General features: G+C 44.2%; 16 protein-coding genes. 10 read left to right on the plus strand and 6 right to left on the minus strand.

What is annotated here, in order from left to right; genetic code table 11:
* Window positions 1–46 precede the first annotated feature (46 nt).
* The 3 genes from NIAKO_RS28680 to NIAKO_RS28690 all read left to right on the plus strand — a co-directional run bounded on the left by NIAKO_RS28680 (window position 47) and on the right by NIAKO_RS28690 (window position 1,084).
* Window positions 47–274, plus strand: coding sequence for a YtxH domain-containing protein (locus NIAKO_RS28680; protein ID WP_014221969.1), 228 nt, complete (start codon window positions 47–49; stop codon window positions 272–274).
* Between the two features lie 62 nt (window positions 275–336).
* Window positions 337–696 carry a phage holin family protein gene (locus tag NIAKO_RS28685; RefSeq protein ID WP_014221970.1) on the plus strand — a complete coding sequence of 120 codons (360 nt, stop codon included), beginning with the start codon at window positions 337–339 and terminating at the stop codon, window positions 694–696.
* Window positions 671–1,084 carry a hypothetical protein gene (locus NIAKO_RS28690; RefSeq protein ID WP_014221971.1) on the plus strand — a complete coding sequence of 138 codons (414 nt, stop codon included), beginning with the start codon at window positions 671–673 and terminating at the stop codon, window positions 1,082–1,084. Before NIAKO_RS28685 ends, NIAKO_RS28690 begins: the two co-directional genes overlap by 26 nt.
* Here NIAKO_RS28690 and NIAKO_RS28695 read toward each other — a convergent pair.
* Window positions 1,057–1,494 carry a response regulator gene (locus NIAKO_RS28695; RefSeq protein WP_014221972.1) on the minus strand — a complete coding sequence of 146 codons (438 nt, stop codon included), beginning with the start codon at window positions 1,492–1,494 and terminating at the stop codon, window positions 1,057–1,059. The two genes, NIAKO_RS28690 and NIAKO_RS28695, sit on opposite strands and share 28 nt — an antisense overlap.
* Window positions 1,495–1,684: 190 nt before the next feature.
* A complete protein-coding gene (locus tag NIAKO_RS37965; RefSeq protein WP_014221973.1) occupies window positions 1,685–1,852 on the minus strand; it encodes a DUF1328 domain-containing protein in 168 nt (55 codons plus the stop codon).
* 344 nt (window positions 1,853–2,196) lie between these two features.
* Here NIAKO_RS37965 and NIAKO_RS28705 point away from each other — a divergent pair, with 344 nt between their 5' ends.
* On the plus strand, window positions 2,197–2,514 hold the full coding sequence (locus NIAKO_RS28705) for a hypothetical protein (protein WP_014221974.1): 318 nt from the start codon (window positions 2,197–2,199) through the stop codon (window positions 2,512–2,514).
* On the opposite strand, the gene NIAKO_RS37285 is transcribed toward NIAKO_RS28705, so the two are convergent.
* Entirely contained in the window at window positions 2,483–3,850 is a 1,368-nt protein-coding gene (locus tag NIAKO_RS37285) for a sensor histidine kinase (protein WP_133055312.1), read from the minus strand. The genes NIAKO_RS28705 and NIAKO_RS37285 overlap by 32 nt on opposite strands.
* A 184-nt stretch (window positions 3,851–4,034) precedes the next feature.
* Here NIAKO_RS37285 and rpoN point away from each other — a divergent pair, with 184 nt between their 5' ends.
* The 4 genes from rpoN to NIAKO_RS28730 all read left to right on the plus strand — a co-directional run bounded on the left by rpoN (window position 4,035) and on the right by NIAKO_RS28730 (window position 9,851).
* Window positions 4,035–5,456 (plus strand): RNA polymerase factor sigma-54, encoded by a 1,422-nt coding sequence (gene rpoN / locus NIAKO_RS28715; RefSeq protein ID WP_014221976.1) that lies wholly within the window; start codon window positions 4,035–4,037, stop codon window positions 5,454–5,456.
* Between the two features lie 115 nt (window positions 5,457–5,571).
* Complete coding sequence (locus tag NIAKO_RS39630) at window positions 5,572–7,128, plus strand: sigma-54-dependent transcriptional regulator (RefSeq protein WP_014221977.1); 1,557 nt, start codon at window positions 5,572–5,574, stop codon at window positions 7,126–7,128.
* A 93-nt stretch (window positions 7,129–7,221) separates the two neighbouring features.
* Window positions 7,222–8,376, plus strand: coding sequence for a sensor histidine kinase (locus tag NIAKO_RS28725; protein ID WP_165761280.1), 1,155 nt, complete (start codon window positions 7,222–7,224; stop codon window positions 8,374–8,376).
* A gap of 14 nt (window positions 8,377–8,390) precedes the next feature.
* A complete protein-coding gene (locus NIAKO_RS28730) occupies window positions 8,391–9,851 on the plus strand; it encodes a hybrid sensor histidine kinase/response regulator (protein ID WP_014221979.1) in 1,461 nt (486 codons plus the stop codon).
* 95 nt (window positions 9,852–9,946) lie between these two features.
* Here NIAKO_RS28730 and NIAKO_RS28735 read toward each other — a convergent pair whose 3' ends face one another.
* Window positions 9,947–10,606, minus strand: coding sequence for a porin family protein (locus NIAKO_RS28735; protein WP_014221980.1), 660 nt, complete (start codon window positions 10,604–10,606; stop codon window positions 9,947–9,949).
* A gap of 220 nt (window positions 10,607–10,826) precedes the next feature.
* Here NIAKO_RS28735 and NIAKO_RS38775 point away from each other — a divergent pair, with 220 nt between their 5' ends.
* Together NIAKO_RS38775 and NIAKO_RS28740 are read left to right on the plus strand one after the other, a co-directional pair.
* Entirely contained in the window at window positions 10,827–10,967 is a 141-nt protein-coding gene (locus NIAKO_RS38775; protein WP_014221981.1) for a hypothetical protein, read from the plus strand.
* Window positions 10,968–11,006: 39 nt separating this feature from the next.
* Window positions 11,007–12,653 carry a hypothetical protein gene (locus NIAKO_RS28740; protein WP_014221982.1) on the plus strand — a complete coding sequence of 549 codons (1,647 nt, stop codon included), beginning with the start codon at window positions 11,007–11,009 and terminating at the stop codon, window positions 12,651–12,653.
* A gap of 36 nt (window positions 12,654–12,689) precedes the next feature.
* Here the strand turns inward: NIAKO_RS28740 and tamL are convergent, their stop codons facing one another.
* Window positions 12,690–14,984, minus strand: a complete 2,295-nt coding sequence (gene tamL / locus NIAKO_RS28745; protein WP_014221983.1) for a translocation and assembly module lipoprotein TamL — start codon at window positions 14,982–14,984, stop codon at window positions 12,690–12,692.
* Window positions 14,971–20,094, minus strand: coding sequence for a translocation/assembly module TamB domain-containing protein (locus tag NIAKO_RS28750; protein WP_041347430.1), 5,124 nt, complete (start codon window positions 20,092–20,094; stop codon window positions 14,971–14,973). The genes tamL and NIAKO_RS28750 overlap by 14 nt, the downstream gene beginning before the upstream one ends.
* Between the last annotated feature and the right edge of the window lie 186 nt (window positions 20,095–20,280).

The following is a 20,280-nucleotide window of genomic DNA, read 5'->3' on the forward strand; positions in this document are numbered from 1 at the left end:
TCGTCAGTGGTATAATTTTTTCCTCAAATTCCTGAAACGTAAATGTATGACATCTAACACAAAAATCATTCTAGGCATGCTGGCTGCCGCTGCTGCGGGCGCCGCAATTGGTGTTTTACTGGCTCCGGAAAAAGGAAGTGAGTTAAGAAGAAAAATCAAAGATGGCATTGATGAGGTAATGGAAGATGTGTCGGAGCTGCTGGCCCTTGGCCGGGATGAAATGAAAAGTATGTATAAAACAGCGCAGGAAGCCGAGGCCGAAATGGAAAGCTAACGCAAACTAAATGAATTGATTGTACAGCTTACTTAATGTAGACCGGAGACAAAATGACACCCATGGACGATTTGCATACCAAAACTGGTAACCTGGCTACCCACGTGCAGGATATTGCTCAAACTTATTATGATTTAGCCCGTATAAACATAGCACAGGCTGGCGCCAAAACCCTGGCCCGTGCTATTATTTTCTTTTTGATATCCGGCCTGGTGCTATGTATATTACTGTTAGCAGGCATTGGACTCTCGCTGTATTTGGGTAAATTGCTGTACAATACAGCAGCAGGTTACTTTATTGTGGCAGGCTTTTACCTGTTTATCGTGATGTTATTATACCTGCTGCGCAAAAAAGTAGTATTCCCATTTTTCAGAGACTTTATAGTTAGAAGAATTTATGATAAATCAGATAACGAATTATAAGGAACTGCTGCAGGAGAAAGCCAGGTTACAGGCCTTACTGACCGAGCAGGAATTGCAGATAAAGGAAGACTGGCAGGTAATTAAAGAAGACCTGAGGCCGTATGCAAATGCGGCTGCAACAATCAGGAATTTTCTAACGCGTAAGGCTACTGTATCGGCCATGCAGCTGGGAGTAAATATTTTTGCCGATGGCTTTGTGAAAAAGGTATTGCTGGGTAATATGGGCTGGCTTACCCGCACCATTATCCCCTTCTTTATAAAGAATTATGCATCGCACCTCACCGATGAACCGGAGAAGATCCTGCAAAAGATCAAGAGCTTTTTTAAGAAGAAGCACACAAAACAAGAAGAAGAGACAATTCACGAAACAGGAATGGAGGCAGTTTGAAACCAAAAGCTGCGGATATTTTCCACCACTTTTAATAAAGCATCAAAGCTGATAGGCTTTACCACATAACTGTTTGCGCCCAGTTCGTAACAACGCTTTATTTCAATTTCATTTTTGGTAGTAGTAAAAACAATAATCGGTATTTTTTTAAATACCGGGTGCGCCTTCAATTCTTTCAACACTTCGCGCCCATCTTTTTTAGGCATATTTAAATCGAGCAGAATAAAACCCGGCAGGGCTTTATCGTCTGAATTATTGTTGGTATAATTTGTATCCAGGTAATTCAACACTTCAATCCCATTTTCTACAAAGTCTATTTTTTCGGGATGACCTATTTCCGAAAAGGCGCTTTGCAGCAGGTACCTGTCGTCGGCATCGTCTTCGGCAATGAGTATCGGTTGGTTATTCATAATATCCTTCCCTCTCTTTAAATCCGTTCAAAAGTAAGTATTTGTTAAAAGCGATAACCTTAAAATTTCCTTAAGAAGACATTTTGTATATGCTTCCCGGTAAAACAAAAAGTCCGGGAAAAAAGCTACAATTGTCTTGTAACTGTTTCCCGGACTTACATATTCCAGCTCAATATTTCTGTTCCCTCCGTTAGTCAACCCGGCGAAAGCCACCAGCAATAATTGAGATCAGGAACAATACGATAAATATGAAAAACAGGATCTTAGCTATGGAAGCAGCGCCTGCAGCAATTCCGGTAAAACCAAAAATAGCTGCTATTAATGCTACCACCAGAAATATAACTGTCCAACGTAACATAGTGATAGTTTTTAAGTGATTAAATATGTTTAACTATAGGTTAACCGGTTTAATTGCTGTTGCATCTTAACTTACAACCACACCGGCAATTACATTTTATAATTTGTAAAAATCATACCGCCGGCCTTTCATACATACCTTTTGTTATAGATCAACTGGCTCCATGCCCCTGTTCAGGTAAAAAATTACTGTCGTGTAGACAACCTTCTACATTATTATTTCAATTTCCAATATGTTGCTTGCAGGCACGCCCTTTACAATAATGAATCAGGGCTGCGTCTAGTCGTTGTAAAATGAACAATTAATAGTGCTTTGCGTTATTAGTAATATTTAAATCACAGGTTATGAAGAACAGCTATTTAATGCACATAGACGAACAAACAACACAGGGGATCCCATTGGAAGATATCAGTTTCTTATCATCATTCAAGGCTAACCTGCTGGAGGAACTTTTGGAAGAAATTTCCGTGGTAGAAGTAACATTATCAAATCCAGGTAGTAATGAGGTGGCTGCGTTGATCAAGGTGGGCGCACAAAGCGGTGAATATACCGGATACAGCGTTGCTATTCGCTGGGAAGCAGCCATAGCCAAAGCCTTTGAAAGCATCCGGTACCATATTGATCTTATTGCTAACTCTCCGGTAAAGGAAAATATAAATTAAACAGCGCGCCCTTATCCGGTTTGGAAATGGCCACCACATATCCGCTATGATTGGTCATTACCCGCTCTACAATAGCCAGCCCAATGCCTTTACCCTCGTACTCTGCCGTACTATGCAGCCGTTGAAAGATCAAAAATATTTTCTGCGTGAATTCATTGCTAAAGCCGATACCATTGTCCTGTACACTAATGCGAATGAATTGCTTTTTTAACAATTTATGATCAATATGAGTCAACTCTTCGCCGGTTGTTTGCACACACTGAATGGTTACAACAGGCGGAATGCCCGGTTTGGAAAACTTAATAGCATTATCAATCAGTGCTTTGAACATCAGGTACAACTGCTTCTCGAACCCGGTTATTTTTGGCATTTGCCCTATGTGAATGGTGGCCCGCTTCAGCTCAATGTCCGGCTTCAACAGCTCACATACCGATTGTAATAATCTATCTGCATCCACTTCACTTATTGCTTCTCCGCCACGCACCAGGTTGGCAAAATTCATCAGGTCTTCGATCAAACCCTGCATTCTGCGGGCTGAATAATCGATCCGCGACAGGATCATTTGCCCGTCTTCGTTTAACTGATCGCGATACTTCCACAGTAACCGGTCGCTGAAGGTTCTGATGCGCCGCAGCGGCTCCTGCAGGTCGTGCGAAGTGGCAAAGGCTATCTGTTCCAATTCTACGTTATAGGCATTTACCTCCAGCATTTTCTGCTCCAGCTGCTTTTGATACAACGAGCGTTGCCGGTATTCTTTCAATATTACCAGGAAGGAAATAAATATAATAGTGGCGGCAAACAGGAAGATGGCGGTGAAGTAGCGCGGCATTACCTGCTCGTACCGGTTCACCGAGTTGCGTTTTACCAGTTTGGTTTCTTCCGCCTGTATTTCTTTAAACACATTGCGCAGGCTGTCCATATTCGTCTTGGTTTCCATCAGGCTTATGCGCGATTTCAGGAAAACGCTGTGTTGAAAGTGATCGATGAGGTTATTCATCAGCAGTCCCGCCATGTTCAGCAATAGCTGCTGGTGATTGTTATCGGCGGTAAGCCGTTTTAATGAGTCATACCCCGGGGTAATATCTGCGCGAATGCGTAAATAGGGTTGTAAAAAAACGCTGTCGTTGGTTAACAGGTAACCACGCTGACCGGTTTCGGCCTCCTTGATAAAATTCTCCAGCTCGCTGGTTTTTAGAATTACCTTGTAAGCATGTTCAATACGCCGGTTCTGCGCATTCGACTGAACATAGCTTTCAAAAAGCAGGTAGGAAAGCGATAAGGTGATAACAAGCGATAACACGAACGCCGTTATAATAAAAAATAATCTCTTCTTCATAGTTATCAATTCTACAAATCGGGGATAAATTTCTACATCACTTCCCACAGCACAAATACGAGTTGCAACATAGTAAAAAAACGCATCAAGGACAACATCCTAAAAATCAATAATATAAAAAATAGTATCCCAATAAAGGAAAAATGGAAAGCATCTTGAAGATAATAAAGAAAAATGAACCCGTATGTTACAGCAGAACCTTGTGCAGAAGCAGGAAACCAAAATTTTACCGCAGCAGATCCAATTACTGAATTTATTTCATTTAAATACACTGGAATTAGAGCATAGGATTGAACAGGAACTGGAAGACAATCCTTTTTTGGAAAAGAAGGAAGATGAAGATGATCCTAAGGGTGAAAAAAGCACCAAGGAGCAGGTGCAGGATTTCGAGGACTGGGATGAGCATGGGTACGACGATATTCCCGACTACAAGATGGAATACAGCAATTATCTGCCCGACGAAGAAAAGACCTTCAGTCCCATGAAGGCGGCAACAGACTTCAGGGAAGACCTGAAAAAACAATATCGCCTTTGCTGCAATGATGCCAACGAAACCCTGCTGGCTGATTACCTTATCGATTGCCTGAGCGATAATGGCCTGCTGGAAATACCGCTGGATAAAGTAGCCGAGGAATATTCTTTTGCCAATAAAACCTGGCTGGAAGGGGAAGATTTTGAGAAGATCCTGAAAAATGTTCAGAAACTGGACCCCCTTGGCATTGGCGCCCGCAGCATTTGCGAATGTTTGCTGCTGCAGTTAAAAGCTATGAATGGCAAACGGCCCGATGTACAAAAAGCCATCTGCCTGCTACAGGACCATTACCAGGACCTGCGCAATCGCAATATGGATAAGATCATGGAGTGCCTGCAACTGGAGGAAGATGAGTTAAAGATCATTCTGGAGCTGGTGAGCTCACTGAAAATGAAACCGGTTGCCGAAGTGCAGGAAGGCAGCACCCCCAACGCACACATTATTCCCGATTTTTTGATTGTACAGGAAGGCGATTACCTGGAGGTGTCGCTGTATAACCAGCGTTCTTCTTCGCTTTTTATCAGCCGCGAGTGGAAAGAAATTGTGGCCGACAGCCAAAAAGGTAAGAAAGACGCAGCCGCGGCACAATATTTAAAGAACAAGTACCAGTCGGCACAATGGTTCGTAAGCGCCATCAGACAGCGCGAGGGCACCATGTTGCGCATCATGAAAGCCATCGTGAACATGCAGTACGAGTATTTTCGCGAGGGTGACATAAAATTGCTTAAACCGATGATCCTTAAAAATATTGCCGATAAAACCGGCGTGGACATTTCAACCGTATCGCGTATTACCTGTAACAAATACGTTGATACCCCTTTTGGCATGATATTGCTGAAAGACCTGTTTACCGAAGGCATCATCAATGAAAAAGGCGAAGCCATCAGTAACCGGGTTATTCAGGTAGCGATTGAAGACGCAATTGAGAAAGAAGACAAGAAGAATCCATATACCGATCAGCAGCTGGTAGCTATCTTAGCGCAAAAAGGTTTCTCTATTGCGCGAAGAACGGTTGCCAAATACCGGGAGATTTTACAGATCCCTGTAGCACAAATGCGATCGATATGGGCCTAGGCCTTCGGCTCCGCTCAGGCTGGCATTGTTAAAAAATACTAAATTTTTACGCGCTCAAAATCCGGTTATTCCAAACAATCCATCATAAACTCACAGTAAAAAAGTAAATTTGAAGATGCCGAAAATTCTTGTAATTGACGACGACAGGGATATTTGCCTGTTATTAAAACGCTTCCTTACCAAACACAACTACGAAGTAGCGGAGGTGTATGCCGGTAAAAAGGCATTGGATCTGATGAATTCATTCATACCCGACCTCGTTTTATGCGATTTCAGGCTGGATGATATGGATGGCACTACTTTACTGGTGAAAATAAAAGAGCAACTGCCCGATGTTCCGGTTATCATCATGACTGGCTACAGCGATATTAAAGTAGCTGTAGAAGTAATGAAACTGGGGGCTTACGACTATATTGGCAAACCCTTATTCCCCGATGAAATACTGGTAACCATAAAAAAGGCATTGCAGCCGCAACCGGCTGTTACTGCACAGGTAACCACCACCACGGCCCAGCCGGCGCCTGCCTATACAGCACCTTCCATTGCCAGCAGTGATGGCGAGAGTACTGCAGACCGGGATAAGAAACAACAGGTTGTTGTTTCGGGCGATTATATTTTCGGGGACAGCGAACCTTTTAAAAAGATCCTCAAACAAATAGACCTGGTAGCACCTACCAATTACAGCATTATTATTTACGGCGAAAGCGGCAGTGGTAAAGAGGCCATTGCGCAGGAAATACATAAACGCAGCCGCCGTAAAGCCATGCCATTTGTTGCCATTGACTGTGGCGCCATGTCGAAAGAACTGGCCGGCAGTGAATTGTTCGGTCATGAAAAAGGCTCCTTTACAGGCGCCCTTAACCAGAAGATCGGCAATCTTGAAATAGCCAATGGCGGTACCGTTTTCCTCGATGAGATCGGTAACCTGTCATATGACATACAGGTATCGTTATTACGCGTAGTGCAGGAAAGAAAAATGCGGCGCGTGGGCGGCACCAAGGATATTGACCTCGATATCCGCATTATTGTGGCCAGTAATGAAAAGCTGTGGGACATAGCCCGGAAAGGAAAATTCCGCGAAGACCTGTACCACCGCTTTAACGAATTCAGCATTGTAGTGCCTCCATTGCGCGAACGCAAGGAAGACATTATGGTATTTGCCCGCCACTTCTTACTGCAAACCAATAAGGAGCTGGAGAAAAGTGTAAAAGGCTTTACCAAAGAAGTGGAAGATATATTCAAAAGTTACATCTGGTATGGTAACCTGCGCGAGTTGAAGAACGTGATTAAGCGGGCCACCCTGCTGGCAGAAGGCTCTTTTGTGGAGGCTCACACGCTGCCTTTTGAGATCAGCAACTTTACCCGGTTACAGTTTGACGAAGCACCCGATACTTCCTCACATAACATTATACAATCAGAACCTAAACAGGCCATATCAACCCCGCCTATTCCTTCACCTATAAGCGAAGCGGAAATACCACGGCCTCATCCGCATCATTCGCACAGTGAACTATCCCTGAAAAACGCAAGCATAGACGCAGAATATGAGACGATTATTGAAGCATTGAAGAAATCAAACTTCAACAAGAGCAAGGCGGCGAAATTATTGAACATCGACCGCAAAACACTGTACAACAAAATGAAACAGTACCAGGAGTTCAACAACCAATAGCATGGTTGATGGCCCTATGATAGAAATAAAGTCATATAAGTCCATGCTGTGATGGAACAATTAATAAATCAGGAGATTCACCCTCTGAAGCTTTTGTTTCAATCCAGTAGCGATAATGACGGGCTTCCGGATAAGATTACTGATTTTTTTCCGGGCATCGTTTACATCTTTGATGCCGATACCCGGAAATTAAAGTACATCAACCGAAAAATAACCGACCTGCTTGGTTATTCGCTGGCCGATGTACTTACCTGGGGTAATGACCTGATGCGCATAGTGCATAAAGACGACCAGGATCATGTAAACGGGGAGCTGCAACATTTTTATACGCTACAGGATAATGAAAGTTACAGTTATACTACACGTTTAACCGACAAATACGGTTCATGGAAGCATTTCCGCACCATGGGAACAGTGCTTAACCGTGACACCTCGGGCCGGGTTATAACTGTATTGTTCGTTGCGCAGGATATTACCACTGAGCTGGAAAATCAGCTGAACCTGGAAGAAAAGATCAGGGACCTGGACCGCTCCAATAAAGAACTGGAGGAGTTTGCCTATGTGGCCTCGCACGATATGAACGAACCCCTGCGCAAGATCACCACCTTTATAGAGCGGCTCGAAAACAAATACAAGGCAGAACTGGGCGCCGATGGTAAATTATACCTTACGCGGATCTCTGCTTCAATAGAGAATATGCGGCACCTGATTGACACCCTGCTGGAGTTCAGCCGCACCACCCGCAGCAATCAGCCATTTGCACCGGTTGACCTGAACGGTGTTGCCAAAGATGTACAAACCGACCTGGAATTAAAAATAGAAGAAACAGGTACCACCCTTCATATTGCGGTATTGCCGGTGATAGAAGCCATCCCCTCGCAAATGAAACAGCTGTTTGATAACCTCATAAACAATTCCATCAAATTCAGGAAAAGCGGTGTGCATCCGGTTATCAACATCCGCTGTTTGCAGTTAACACGCCGCCAAAAAGAACAGCATCACCTCGATGCCGCCAATACCTGGTTCAGGATCGATTTTGCCGACAATGGAATTGGGTTTGAACCGGAATACAATGAACGGATCTTCCAGATCTTCCAGCGGTTACATGGCAAATCTGAATTCCCCGGTTCAGGCATCGGGCTCGCCATCTGCAAAAAAATAATCGATCAGCACAAGGGCCTTATTTACGCAACCGGCAAGCCGGATAATGGCGCTACCTTTACTATAATATTACCGGAACACCAATAAACTTATCAGAACTGATGATAGTATCCAACTTACAGGCCCGTATCCTCATTGTAGATGACGACGAGGATGATTTTTTAATTACAAGTGATCTTATAAAAAGCATCCCTTCATCGGGCTTTACCATCAACTGGTGTTATTCCTATAAAGATGCATTGGAATTAATGAAGAGCCGGGCAAACGATATTTACTTCATCGATTACCGCCTGGGCGCCAAAACCGGTCTTGACCTGTTGAAAGAAGCCATTGCGGCCGGTTGTGAAGAACCTGTGATTTTATTAACCGGTAAGGGCAACCACACTGTTGATATGGAAGCCATGCGCGTGGGTGCTATGGATTACCTCGTAAAAGGCGAATTAAACGAAGAAAAGCTGGAACGGTCCATTCGCTATGCTTTGGAAAGATCGGCTTCTGTGAAGGCCCTCCGCGCCAATGAGCGCAAGTACCGCAATATGTTCGAGCGTTCGAAAGACATGGTGTTCACGGCCAACCAGGAAGGTTGCTTTAACGATGTGAACAACGCCACTACCGATCTGCTGGGTTATACCAGGGAAGAGCTGATGCATATCTGCGTGTACGACCTCTTTATTCAAAAACGCGAAGAGGAAAGGTTCCGGTATTTATTTACTGAAAAACAGGAGGTGAACGACCTGGAAGCGGAGATTCGCACCAAAACGGGCGATCACCGCATTTGTATCATTTCCGCTTCGCTCGAAAGGGGGAATACCAACCAGGGTTACATGCAGGGCATTGTGCACGACATTACGAATCTTAAAAAAGCGGAAAAGGCCACGCTTCAAATTGAAAAGCTGGCAGCTACCGGCCGCCTGGTGCGCACACTGGCCCATGAAGTTCGCAACCCGCTTAACAATATCAATTTATCGGTAGAGCATTTGCGCGAAGAAACCGCTAATGAAGGGGAAGGTTCTACCTACCTGGAGATCATACAGCGCAACAGTAACCGCATTGGTGCGCTCATTACCGAGTTGCTGAACTCCTCACGCCCGGTAGAAATGAAAATGGAAACCCATGTGCTGCAAAGTATCATGGATGAAAGCATCCTGGATGCCATTGACCGCCTCACGTTGCAACGGATAAAGCTGGAGATCAAATATCCCGATACCCCGGTTATAGTTATCGTTGACAAGGAAAAACTGAAACTGGCCTTCTCCAACATTCTCATCAATGCTACGGAAGCCATCAATCACAAACAGGGAAGAATTTCGGTGGTGATCAATTACAGCCCCGACCCCAGCATTGTTATCAGCGACAATGGCTGCGGCATTAGCGAAGAAAATATCTCCCGGTTATTTGAACCCTACTTTACCAGCAAACGAAATGGCATGGGGCTGGGGCTTGCCAGCACTCTGAATATTATTCAATCCAACAAAGGAGCCATCGATGTAAAATCCACGTTAAATGTGGGTACCTCCTTCATCATTACGTTCCCCAAAAATCAGGATGTAGCAGAACTATAAAGGTGAGCCACCGCTGAACAATGACCCACCTTAATGAAAAAAGCTGCTTCCCTGCGGGAGGCAGCTTTTGTTGAAATCCTCAAACCCCGTATCGCTCAAAATCCTATTCCGATGTATAATGAGATAGCACTGTTCTTGGAGTCTTTTGTCAATTCTCCAGAAAGGCTACCGGATTTATCGATTTCTTTAAATCCATAATTGTAACGGGCGCCTAATGTGAAATTAGAAATATCTATGCCAAAGCCACCGGCAACACCCCAGTCGAAACGATTGAAATTGTCAGCTTTCAGATCGGTGATGTTGTTGATAGTGCCATCATCTTTCAGGTCTTTGATGTTAGCACCTACCAGGTAAGAAGCATACGGACCAACCTGAATGTTGAAATTCTTAACTACATTGAACACGGCCAGTACCGGCAATTCTACGTAGTTTAAATTGAACCGGTATTCTCCTTTTCCCTCAATAAAATTGTTATATGTTTCTTTAGCACCCTTGTTTGTATATAACAATTCAGGTTGAATAGAGAAGCCCTGGGTAACTGGTAATTTGGCAAACACACCGGCGTTCCAACCCACTTTCATGTTTTCATCTGACACATCCTTTACATACATGTTGGTGAGGTTTAAACCACCTTTGATCCCGAACTTGGGCGTTAATGAGCTTTCAGCTCCCGTTTTTTGCTCCTGAGCAAATACACTGTTTCCTGCTGTTAAAAAAGCGGCCGATAGTAAGGCAGCGCACATGATCCTTTTCATAAGTAAAAATTTAAAGACACACATTTAAGAACAATTGTTTTCTGCCTGTTAATGTTAAAATCCCATGCCTCCGCTTAAAAACAAGCGCTGTACTGAAGTTCAAAGTTTACAGCGTGGAATTATCTCCTCAGGCGCTGCCACAAAATGGTTAGTTTGTTACCATCTCCATTTAGCAGGCACAATAATTTTCTATATAACCATGAACTAATCACTATGATATATGGAGAAGTTTATGAAATGGATAAAAGTGATGATAGTGGCCATGATAAATATATGGTTGTTATGTGGTGCCGGTCATGTACTTGACTGGTTGGGATTTGCCGGACAAAGGATCAAAGAATTTGTATTGAACCGGTTTTAAGCTGTATATCACCGTTACCAACCCCTAAATGCTGACACAATGAAAAAGCTTATCTTCCTGTTAATTTTAGTGCTGCTTGCCGCCGGAGGCCTGATATATTATAAAAAATGGCGCAGCGAATTTGTGCACAAAAAACTCCCCGAACTGGTATTCCTTAAATCAGACAGTTTATACCGCATTACCTACGATAGTGTTGACATAGATGAAGTGGAAGGTGAAATCGTTATCCGGAACCTGCAATTGTTCCCCGACAGTACTTATAAAAAACCAACTGATAGTTCATTGCCCCGAAACCTGATGCGCGTTACCGTTCCTGAAGTTTATATCTCCGGGGCTCAAACAGATGCCGCTGTTTTAAATAAAGAAGTGATCGCTGCTAAAATAAAACTCACCCACCCTGTTGTAACCATGTTCAACAATCAGCATGTTGAAAAAGATAAAAGCAATGACCCTACTCCCACTACATTTAAACTCTACGAGATTTTATTACGCGGGCTTGAAAAGATTAAGGTGGATACCATTCTTATTACCGATGCCGATTATCATATTTGCAAATGGCCAAATGGCGATACCTTATTTAGCGGGTCAAAGATAAACGCACAACTGTACCATATCAATATCAGTGACAGCACCAGTACCGATACCTCACGGGTGTTGTTTGCAGAACGTGCATCATTGGATGTAGATCAGGCGCTTATACATGGCAAAGGGCATCCATACAACTACCGGCTTAAAAACATTCAATTACTCTCCGGTGAAAGATCGTTTGCAATAAAGAGCATGCACATAACCCCTTTACTGGGTGAGGCAGCTTTTGTACACAACGCCAAATGGCAAACTGACCGGCTTGATTTTGATTTTTATAACCTATTGTTCAAAAAAGTGAATGTGCAGGAGATCTTAAATGGTAATTTAATAGCGGATGAGCTCTCCATTAACAAGGCGGAGTTTAAACTATTCAGGGATAAAAACTATCCTATGAAAAAAGAAAGCCTGGTGGGCCGTTATCCACAGCAGAGCTTTTTAAAAATCCCCGTCAATGTGGCTATCAAAAAAGTAATCATTCAACAAGGCCTTATTCAATACCGGGAAAAAGAAAGCCTTACCGGCAATACAGGATTAGTGATCTTTGACGATATCCATGCCACCCTGAATAATGTTACCAATAGCCCCGCCGATCTTCGTAAGAACGGTATTTGCACAGTACACTTCAACAGTAAGTTTCTTCATAATATTCCGCTTACTGCAACTCTTCAGCTATACCTGAATAGTAAAAATGGTAAGTTCGCCGTAAATGGCAATATGGGTTCATTGGATGCCACGGTGCTTAACTCATTAAGCAAACCCATGGCATTGGTAGAGGTTAATTCAGGTACCGTTACCAGTCTCGACTTTAATTTAATGGGTAACGACAACCGGATCAAAGGGCTTGTACGGCTTTTATACGACGATCTTAAGATCAGGATCCTGAAGAAGGATGAGAACGGTGATCTGAAAACAAAGAAGGTGATGTCCCTGATGGCTAATATCATTGTCAAAAATGCCAACCCTGGCAAAAACAAGCCGGTACGCATAGTTTCGGTATCGCACCCGAGAGATATATACCGGTCGATCTTTAATTTTATCTGGAAGTCGATCTTTGAAGGCGTGCAGAAGACAGTGGGAATAGATGGGAAACTCGGATAACGTTGAATGTTGAACCGCAGCATGTCGAATAACATTTTAAAACGGATACCCTATAGCTAAATTAAATACTAAATTCTCTTTCCGCCACGCACTGCTGCCGAAATCAACCTGGTTCAGCACCCACCGTTTGTTCGGTTCCAGCCAGGGTTTGCGAATGGGGAATGCCAGATCGAAACGTAGCACCAGGAAGCTTAGATCGAAGCGGATACCAGCGCCTGAGCCTGCAGCCAGTTCGCTGAGGAAGTTGCTACTGAATTTGGCGCCCGGTTTATTAGGGTCATCATTGAACAACCACACATTGCCCGCATCTACAAACACCGCCCCCTGCACAATGCTTACTATCGGGAACCGTAATTCGGTATTCAATTCAAATTTTATATCACCTGGTTGTTCCTGAAATGATCCGTTTACCTGATGCGCTTCGTAAGTACCCGGGCCTACACTGCGGCTTCTGAAAGCCCGCAAACTGTTGTTACCCCCCGAGAAAAATTGTTTTACATACGGCAGGGCGCTCGAATTGCCATAGGGCATACCAATGCCCGCATAGATCCGGTTTGCCCATACACTATTGTTTGCCACTTTGCGGTAAAACCTGAAATCGCCTACTAACCTGGTGAATTGAGAGAACTGTTTGCCAAAAACCTTTCCGGTATCGCCTTTCATTACGTTAGCGCCTGTTATTAACCCGGCTATATTACCGGATATATCAATGCCGGCATTTAAATAAAACCCGTTCACCGGTTTGTAATTAAATACATTGGTGTAGGTATAGGAATATTCGGAGCCCAGGATAAACTGCGTATCAATAGCCGTATACAGTGTTGGGTTCCTCTTGGCACTGTCTATATATTCCTGGGTTATATTAATAGGCTGTACATAATTAATGACGATGGGATTCAGCTCATGTTCTTTCTGAATGTTTTCCTTCCAGGTAAAACCATAACTGGTTCTGTAGGAGTTCATGGTGTACAACTTCTGTTTTTCCAGGATATCGTAACCCAGTTTTATAGTTGTGCGGGGTAGATAACCTCCTTTTGTATTGAAATTGAAGAAAGGAATCAGGAACCGCGGAAAGGAAATAGAAGGTTCCAGTCCCCACCGGAATGTATTATACCCCTGGAACTGGCCACTGTACTGCACTTCAAAACCCGCCGATGCTTTTACGGAGAAGATCTCCCCGCCCCGGAAGGCATTCCGGTTGCGCCAGCTAAGGGTAATGTTTGAACCGGTAAGGTTGTTCGATTTGGTATTGCCATTCAGTTCGGCCCGCAATGATTTTTTAGGCAAACGGGTCAGATAGTAATACGTGTTCAACCGGGGAGAATCTGAACCAGGCACTACTTCAAACCGGTTCTTTACAAATTTGAAAATATCCATGCTCACCAGGCGGCTGATGCTGGCATTGTGATCGGTACGGTTATATACATCGCCCGAGTCAAATGCCATGGATTGCTGAAACAATTTGGGTTTATAAAAATGCCGCCTGTCTACTACATAGTACCCCTTGTACAATTCGGCGCCGGCCTTGCTGGTATCCATTTGCCCGGGATCCAGGTTATAGCCGGTAAATATGTACACATCATTTATCTTGTAAACCTTCTGTGCATCATCGGGTGTAGTGGGTTTAAGCGTTACAAACAAATCTACCTTGGTTTGGCCAACTGTAGTATCGGCCTTTATAAGCAGGTTATCGGGACTAAAGAAATAAAAGCCCTGCTCCTTGAGGTGATTATCGATGCGTACCCGCTCGGCAGTAATAACTCCCAGATCGAAGGGTTTGTCTTTTTTGAGCAGGGTTTTGGGCATAGTTCCCCGGATTGCCTGCTGCACTGCAGAACTATCACCTTTGAACTGCACCTGCCGTACCATGTATTGTCCATCGGCCCTTATTGTATAGGTGGCGGAGGCCTTCTTTCCTTTTATGGTAGTATCGCCGCGTACCCGCGAATTAAAGTATCCCTTATTCTGCAGATAGCTTTGTAATACTTTTACATTTTTGTTGAGGTCTACATCACTCAACAGTACCGGTGGCTGGCCAAAGCGTGTTCTTACCCATTTACCAATACCCTTTTTTGCCTGGAAGGCATTGTAGATATTCAACTTGAAGGGGATGCCTAAAAACTTTTGATTGGGCACTGGCCGGGGTAACGTTGACAACTGACCTGCCAACGCCTTTTTCTTTTTGCGGGTTAGCAAACTGTCTTTTATCACTATTTTGGCGCCGGTATATAATGCATCGCCTGCGGGCACTGTTTTAGTACTGGAACAGGAATCCAGCACGATAAAAAACAATACCAGCAATGAAAGGTATATGTAACTAGCTCTCTTCACGCTTTATGAGTTCCCTGTTTTCGGGTGATGGAATACTTGTTTGTTGAGGCACTGGTGGCGGGGTTTGTTTTTGCTGCTGCTGTTGCAGTTGTTGGTCCAGCTCCTTTGCACGTTGAATCCGTTGCCGTCTTTCTTCACGGCCTTTTTTTCCGAGGAACAGATTCCTGAATTTATTATAATCGAGGGTAATAATAAATCCTACCCCTGTTTCAATAACATATCCATCAATAGCACCTTCGTACTCGTTCTTTCTATAACCTCTTATCATATACCGGCGGTCTTTACTAAGGCTGTAATCTACCGCCACATTACCGGCAATAGCATTCGTATTACCATTGTTGGTAGATGAAGAAGCGCCTTCCAGTTCAAAATTGCTGCCTACTGTTACGGTGAGGCGATCGCTCAATAATCGTTTTGATAAGCCCACGTTCATTTCGGTGCGGGTTTGCGCACTGCCCGATGAATAATCGTCGTAAGAAGTAACGTCGAAGTTAATGTCAACACCATGCACCAGGTCGCCGGCCAACCGGTTCAATTGTTCGGTGAGTAATTTACTGGCGCTTTGCCGGGCAAAAGATTCCGCCGTCATACCACCTGAACTGCTTTCAAATGGATTATCACCCATAAAGCGGTTCAGCAGAATGAGAGAGAACACTTGTTTATTCAGCTCAGACGGCTCCTCCCGCAGCTGGGTAAGCCTGTTGTTAATGGTAGTAGACGTTCCCCGGGCTATCTCATTGCTCGATTCGGGTAATATAATATCGAAACTTACAATCGGTTGTAATAACTCACCTTTTAATTTCAGCAGCACATTAAACGGCACCCGGGTCAGGTACATATTGCGGGCGTTCGGGTCTTCATCTGAGATCTGGTTCTTTACCAGGTCCATAGGCGCAGTCTTTACAACATAAACAGCCGTTACGTCCAGGTCGGCCTTGGTGGGCTCTCCATTCCAAACGATCTTGCTGCCCTCCTGGATGTTGAATTTACGGCGTAGTAAATTATAATTCAACTCATAGGAACCGCTCTTGATCTCATAGGAACCGGTGAGCGTTGTTTTACCACTCGGGTCAATGCCGCCTGTTAGCAACCCTTCGCCCTGCATGCGTACAAAGTCGCCATTGCCTTCATCTACCACCAGCGTGAATTCTGCTTCTTTTTTGATCTCTACATTGGCTGAGATATCCAGACCGGTCAATACCGATTTATTCAGCGAATCCAGCCCGGCCTTCATTCTCGTAAACAGGGTATCGTTTTCAGGAGCATCCATATCCACAAACTGTACAATGCCTTCTCGCGATACTACTGCCGGGTCTGATTGGGGCAATACCACGGTTACATTGGTTTTGTCAGCAATGGTAATGCTGCCATCCACTACCGGCTGTTCGGTAGTTCCTTTTATCTTCATGTTGCTGCTGAAGATCAGTTTGCCATAATACAGCTGGTTTTGCTGCTTGGTACTGTTCATAGCCTGAAAGTTGTCGGCCTTTACAGACAGGTTGAACTTATATTTGGTGAAATCGGTGGTGTATACCATTCCGTCAATTACAGCTTTGTTCTTTGCAGAATCTTCCAGGGTAAAGCTGTCGAACTTAATGCCATCGTTATTCACCTGTACGGTTTCGTCTTCAATATGGAATTTGCTGTTAAGCATACTCAAATTAAAGTCGGTTTGTTTGAAGCTGAGCCCGCCGTCTATATTGAACTTGCTGAAGGTGCCCGACACATCAAACTTGCCGGTAATATTGCCTGAGGCATCTTTAATAGCCCCCATAGTGGCGCCTTCCAGCGTGGCCAGGTTAATGGTATCTATACCCAGCTTCAGTTTGAAATCATTTCCGTTAACCGGTTGAAGATACAGATCGCCATTTACAGTGGCGTGGTTACCCCTGCCGGTTAACACTATATCGGCATTGATGATCTCGGGTGTTGTGTTCTTTGCTTTTACTATGATATTTCCAACAGTATCTTTTTTGAAATTGAGGTTGGTAATGGTAACATCGCCCGCAAATAAGGGTTTGGTTGTCAGGTTATGGAACACGATATTTCCGTCGAGGGTACCATCCACATCCAACGAGTCGGAAGTAACAAAGGCTGCCAGGGTGGCAATCTGAAAACTCGTAAAGCTGGCTTCTGCCGGTGCATTTAAAACATTCCCCCTGCTTTTTAAACTGAACTGCTGAAAGTTGTGGTTCAGCATAAAATTGGTTACCCTGATATCGTTATTGCCTATATGTATCTGGTTATCCGGCGCCACCGTCCACATATCGTAATTCAGCAACAGGCTGTCACTCTTCAGGCTGATATCGTATACACCACTTTGCGGTTGCTGTAATGAACCCGGTATGGCATATTGAATACGGCCGGCGTGGTCGTGAAAACGGGTTACAAAATCTACTTTGTTATGAGCTGCATTGGCCTTTATCATGGCATTGTACACGGTATTACTTCCCAGCGCAAACTGGTTCACCGTTGTAATAAAATGCAGGGTACTGTCCCGCGCCCCGGCTCCTGCATTCAGACGCAGGTTATTGATGTTCATGCCATCCATAACCAGTACCGGCATAACGCCCCGGGCTTCCCAGCCACTGTCGCTGGAGAAATGCGCATTCAGGTAAAAGGTTTCAAACTGCGATATTGTGGGCAGCATGGCTTTCAGGGCGGGATTGTCTTTCACATACACCCCTATCCTGAAATTGTAAGGCGCTACTACCGGTGGCGGCTGCGTGGCCGGCATTACTGCAAAATAGGGTTGGATGGCCTGGGAGAAAATATCACCCATTTGCGACAATTTGTATTTACCCATCAGCCGGGCTTTGGCAATGTCGCTTTCTAATGTTATCCGGCTGCTATCACCGCTTTGTACCGCCTTCACCAGCAGCGTATCCATTTGCAGGCGTTGATTGCCATTCACCAGTAAGGAATGAATGAGCATTACATCGCCCTGCAAACTATCTGGATTGATGTCGGAAAGATCGGCTTCTATCTTCCCCCGGTAAATAATATCCTGCGTGGTAAAATGTAGCGGCTTTGTTTTAATGCTGTCAATCATCACGTCGGCTGTTATTGCCGGGTCAGCCAGGGCCAGGTTCACAGTGATATTTCCAGCCAGCCTGATATTATCATCAGCAATGCTTAGGTTACTGTTCGCCTGTTGGTTCTTATATGCCGCATCGAGGTTTATATTCCTGTAGTTATATCGTTGAAACACTACCGACTCAACTGTTCCCTTCAGGGTAGCATCGGCGGTTTCTTTTGTAAGGCCTTTGCCTTTCACTGCTATGTCGGCTGTAACGGTTTGCAGGCTGGTATCTTTCATAATAGCGCCTGCTTTTACCTGTTGCGCCTTTACCTGCAGATCATACGTAGCGGCCTTCATATCCTGGTAATTGTTCATGTTGCCTTTGAGGGTAATGTCGCCAGATGAACTTTTAACCAGCAAATTGGTGTTCATTTGTTTGGTATTGCCCTTAATGTTGCCGGTCACTTGCACTGTTTCAGGAATGGCTATCTGTTTTTGGATCGATTCGGGCAAAAAGCGTTCTGCGTCCTGCCGGGTGGTGCGAATCTCATTGATGCGTATATCGCCATAAACTTTTTCAATCGATGGCAATCCTACCACAGTACCGGCCACGTCGAGTTTTGTATTGTTCCATCCCTGTAGTTGTAATACTTTGGCGTTTAAATTATCTACCCGCCCCTGTACATCGGCATTGAGGTGAAACACAGTAGCAGGGTCACCCAATCCCGGCTGCTTTTTTAAATCGGGCATGAAATACAAAATATCCCGGTTTGAGACATAGCAACCTGGCAATACGGCTTTTACCTGCAGCTGACCAATGTTCTTTTTTATGCTTTCCAATGAGGGATAATCGAGGTGAATGGTATTTCTTATGCGGGTACCCGGGGTTTCAACCAATAAGTTATCGGCATATACTTTCTTATCGGTATATACAATGTCGCCCTGCAGTTGTTTCAAGGTAAAACCACTTTGTTCCTTTAACGAACCTTCCTGCACAGACGCAAGTATCGTATCTCCGCTCATATAAAAGCTGCGGGCCTGCAGCGTTAGATCGGTTGCTTTCAGATGCCCGTAATCGAGTACCCGTGTTTGCCGGGGCTGGTTCTCATCGTCATACTGGAAAGCCGTTTTTTGAATATTGATATTCTTAACGTTCACCAGCCAGCTTTGATTGGCAACGTCCCGGGCTTCCACCTTTGCTTTTTGTTTTACCAGTTCGGCCCCCTGGGTTTTACCCATGGTTACCCTGGTGTCGATACCCAGTAAACGAACCTGGTCAAGAATGATCCTGCGGCCATTAAGATCGGCAGTATTCACCCGGGTATCCAGGTCTTTTACTTTTGCCTGGGTATAAAAGGCCGATACATTGTTTTGATAATCTACATCGATATTCTTTAACTGTACATGTTTTAAAATAATTGCCGGCATGGGCGATACAGCCGTATCATTGGCAACTACATCTTCTACCGTTACCAATGGCTTGTATTGATACAGGCGCGCAGTTAACCCATCCAGGTAAAACTCAGGCACATCAAACACCTGTTTTTGCGGGTCGAATTTATTTATATGGGTGCTGAAATGAGCTAACTGAATGGTCCAGTCGTTGCCTGAAATAGTATCCTTATATATAAAGTGGATATTATCCAGGTATACATTATCCAGACTCATTTTTAAAGCGGTGGTATCAGCAGGTTTGGCGGGCTGTTGATCTTTGCTTGCAAAAGCATCTATAATAAACTGAAAGTTGAAGGTGGTATCGGGTAACTGCCGTTTTATTTTGGCGGTCATGTTTTGCAATCTGATGTCGCCTATAGCTACTTCGCTGTGCAGGAGTTTGAGCATTTGCAGGCTCACCTTTATGCGGCCACCGTATAAGAGGGTGTCTTTTGTTTTGTCTTCCACATATACATTGTCCAGTACTACAGAGGAGGGAAAACCAATACGCAGGCGACCGATCTCAAAGCGGGTACCCAGCTTATTTTGCAGGTACGCCTGTACCTTCTTGCGGGCAAAATTCTGCACCGGTGGTGTTTGCACCAGCACTGCTATCAGCAGCACTACTGCTACGAACCACAGGAGTACTTTCAAAGTTATTTTTGCCGCTTTCTTCACATAAATAGCTTTAGCGTACAGTATATATAAATCAAAAAATATAAGAGTCAGGAATCTCAATGAGGATGCGGAAACATCTATAAAATACCTATGCCATTACAATGGTTGTATATAATTAAATTAGTGAATTTTAGTTAGCCCACGGAAGCTGTAGAAGAAAAT

Source organism: Niastella koreensis GR20-10, assembly GCF_000246855.1.
GTDB lineage: Bacteria > Bacteroidota > Bacteroidia > Chitinophagales > Chitinophagaceae > Niastella > Niastella koreensis.

Coding starts and splice junctions, on each gene's coding strand:
- NIAKO_RS28680 (WP_014221969.1), top strand. CDS start 47: ATGACATCTAACACAAAAATCATTCTAGGCATGCTGGCTGCCGCTGCT.
- NIAKO_RS28685 (WP_014221970.1), top strand. CDS start 337: ATGGACGATTTGCATACCAAAACTGGTAACCTGGCTACCCACGTGCAG.
- NIAKO_RS28690 (WP_014221971.1), top strand. CDS start 671: ATGATAAATCAGATAACGAATTATAAGGAACTGCTGCAGGAGAAAGCC.
- NIAKO_RS28695 (WP_014221972.1), bottom strand. CDS start 1,494: ATGAATAACCAACCGATACTCATTGCCGAAGACGATGCCGACGACAGG.
- NIAKO_RS37965 (WP_014221973.1), bottom strand. CDS start 1,852: ATGTTACGTTGGACAGTTATATTTCTGGTGGTAGCATTAATAGCAGCT.
- NIAKO_RS28705 (WP_014221974.1), top strand. CDS start 2,197: ATGAAGAACAGCTATTTAATGCACATAGACGAACAAACAACACAGGGG.
- NIAKO_RS37285 (WP_133055312.1), bottom strand. CDS start 3,850: ATGAAGAAGAGATTATTTTTTATTATAACGGCGTTCGTGTTATCGCTT.
- rpoN (WP_014221976.1), top strand. CDS start 4,035: ATGTTACAGCAGAACCTTGTGCAGAAGCAGGAAACCAAAATTTTACCG.
- NIAKO_RS39630 (WP_014221977.1), top strand. CDS start 5,572: ATGCCGAAAATTCTTGTAATTGACGACGACAGGGATATTTGCCTGTTA.
- NIAKO_RS28730 (WP_014221979.1), top strand. CDS start 8,391: ATGATAGTATCCAACTTACAGGCCCGTATCCTCATTGTAGATGACGAC.
- NIAKO_RS28735 (WP_014221980.1), bottom strand. CDS start 10,606: ATGAAAAGGATCATGTGCGCTGCCTTACTATCGGCCGCTTTTTTAACA.
- NIAKO_RS38775 (WP_014221981.1), top strand. CDS start 10,827: ATGGAGAAGTTTATGAAATGGATAAAAGTGATGATAGTGGCCATGATA.
- NIAKO_RS28740 (WP_014221982.1), top strand. CDS start 11,007: ATGAAAAAGCTTATCTTCCTGTTAATTTTAGTGCTGCTTGCCGCCGGA.